Below are 2,500 nucleotides of genomic sequence, written 5' to 3'. Positions count from 1 at the left end.
CAGCGACTTCATGTGCCGTGCAAGCTTAAGCCGTTAGGTGTAGGCGCAGCGAAAGCGAGTCTGAATAGGGCGAATAAGTACGTCGCATGACGACCCGAAACCAGGTGATCTATCCATGAGCAGGTTGAAGGCTGGGTAACACCAGCTGGAGGACCGAACCCGTGAATGTTGAAAAATTCTGGGATGACTTGTGGATAGGGGTGAAAGGCCAATCAAACCTGGACATAGCTGGTTCTCCGCGAAAACTATTTAGGTAGTGCGTCAGACGAATTCCTTAGGGGGTAGAGCACTGGATGGATGCGGGCGGCGCGAGCTGTACCAATTCTAACCAAACTCCGAATACCTAAGAGAACTATCTGGCAGACACACGGCGGGTGCTAACGTCCGTCGTGAAAAGGGAAACAACCCTAACCATCATCTAAGGCCCCCAAGTAACGGCTAAGTGGGAAACGATGTGGGATTGCTTTGACAACCAGGATGTTGGCTTAGAAGCAGCCATCATTTAAAGAAAGCGTAACAGCTCACTGGTCAAGCGATCCTGCGCGGAAAATGTAACGGGGCTAAAGCCGTTCGCCGAAGGTATGGGTGTGCGCAAGCACGCGGTAGCGGAGCGTTCCGTAAGCCTGTGAAGGTAAGGCGTGAGCCTTGCTGGAGGTATCGGAAGTGAGAATGCTGACATGAGTAGCGACAAAGAGTGTGAGAGACACTCTCGCCGAAAGTCCAAGGGTTCCTGCGTAAAGCTAATCTGCGCAGGGTTAGCCGGCCCCTAAGGCGAGGCCGAAAGGCGTAGTCGATGGGAATCAGGTGAATATTCCTGAGCCAGTTGGAAGTGACGAATGCCGTAAATTGTCAGGGCTTATTGGATTGTCCTGGCAGTGAAGGGGTTCCTGGAAATAACTCCAACGGAGACCGTACCCGAAACCGACACAGGTGGACAGGTAGAGTATACCAAGGCGCTTGAGAGAACTATGCTGAAGGAACTCGGCAAATTGCACGCGTAACTTCGGGATAAGCGTGACTCTGCTTAGGGCAACCTTTGCAGAGTGGCACAGGCCAGGGGGTAGCGACTGTTTATCAAAAACACAGGGCTCTGCGAAGCCGTAAGGCGACGTATAGGGTCTGACGCCTGCCCGGTGCCGGAAGGTTAAAAGGAGGGGTGCAAGCTCCGAATTGAAGCCCCGGTAAACGGCGGCCGTAACTATAACGGTCCTAAGGTAGCGAAATTCCTTGTCGGGTAAGTTCCGACCTGCACGAATGGCGTAACGACTTCCCCACTGTCTCCAGCATAGGCTCAGCGAAATTGAATTCCCCGTGAAGATGCGGGGTTCCCGCGGTCAGACGGAAAGACCCTATGAACCTTTACTATAGCTTCGCCTTGGCGTTAGCGACAACATGTGTAGGATAGGTGGGAGGCTATGAATCCGGGGCGCCAGTTCCGGGGGAGCCAACCTTGAAATACCACCCTTGTTGTCGTTGACGTCTAACCGAGACCCGTTATCCGGGTCCGGGACATGGCGTGGCGGGTAGTTTGACTGGGGCGGTCGCCTCCCAAAGTGTAACGGAGGCGCGCGATGGTGAGCTCAGAGCGGTCGGAAATCGCTCGTCGAGTGCAATGGCATAAGCTCGCCTGACTGAGAGACTGACAAGTCGATCAGAGACGAAAGTCGGCCATAGTGATCCGGTGGTTCTGCATGGAAGGGCCATCGCTCAACGGATAAAAGGTACTCTAGGGATAACAGGCTGATTTTGCCCAAGCGTCCACAGCGACGGCAAAGTTTGGCACCTCGATGTCGGCTCATCACATCCTGGGGCTGGAGCAGGTCCCAAGGGTTCGGCTGTTCGCCGATTAAAGTGGTACGTGAGCTGGGTTCAGAACGTCGTGAGACAGTTTGGTCCCTATCTGCCGTGGGTGTACGAAGCTTGAGAGGATCTGTCCCTAGTACGAGAGGACCGGGATGGACACACCTCTGGTGGACCTGTCGTGGCGCCAGCCGCGCAGCAGGGTAGCTAAGTGTGGAATAGATAACCGCTGAAAGCATCTAAGCGGGAAACTAACCTCAAAACAAGGCTTCGCCGAGAGCCGTGGTAGACCACCACGTTGATAGGCCAGGTGTGGAAGTGCCGCGAGGCATGCAGCTTACTGGTACTAATCGCTCGATAGGCTTGATCGTTCTTAGTCAAACCCATGACTAAAGCGCTTTGTCCGTCAATCAATGACGATGTCTTCTCGTTCAACGCATCCGTTTCGTTGACCTGGTGGCTATGCCGAGAGGTCCCCACCCGATCCCATTCCGAACTCGGTCGTTAAGCCTCTCTGGGCCGATGGTACTTCGTCTTAAGGCGCGGGAGAGTAGGTCGCCGCCAGGTCTACCAAACGGATGCAACCCAACACCCTTCTTTCACGATCACCACACCACCGCGGGGTGGAGCAGCCCGGTAGCTCGTCAGGCTCATAACCTGAAGGTCACAGGTTCAAATCCTGTCCCCGCACCCAAAGATC

At 54.6% G+C, this 2,500-nt stretch carries 1 tRNA gene and 2 rRNA genes (1 of these 3 cut by a window edge); all 3 read left to right on the top strand.

The annotated features are described in order from the left end of the window. Nucleotides 1–2,171 (top strand): 23S ribosomal RNA (locus ACFQ27_RS20520) (it extends 616 nt beyond the left edge of the window). Nucleotides 2,172–2,252: 81 nt separating this feature from the next. After that, nucleotides 2,253–2,367 (top strand): 5S ribosomal RNA (gene rrf, locus ACFQ27_RS20515). Between the two features lie 50 nt (nt 2,368–2,417). Continuing rightward, nucleotides 2,418–2,494, top strand: a tRNA-Met gene (locus ACFQ27_RS20510). Nucleotides 2,495–2,500 lie beyond the last annotated feature (6 nt).

This window comes from Phenylobacterium conjunctum (genome assembly GCF_042679085.1).
Taxonomy (GTDB): Bacteria; Pseudomonadota; Alphaproteobacteria; order Caulobacterales; family Caulobacteraceae; genus Phenylobacterium; species Phenylobacterium conjunctum.
This window is presented reverse-complemented; position numbering and strand designations above follow the sequence as displayed.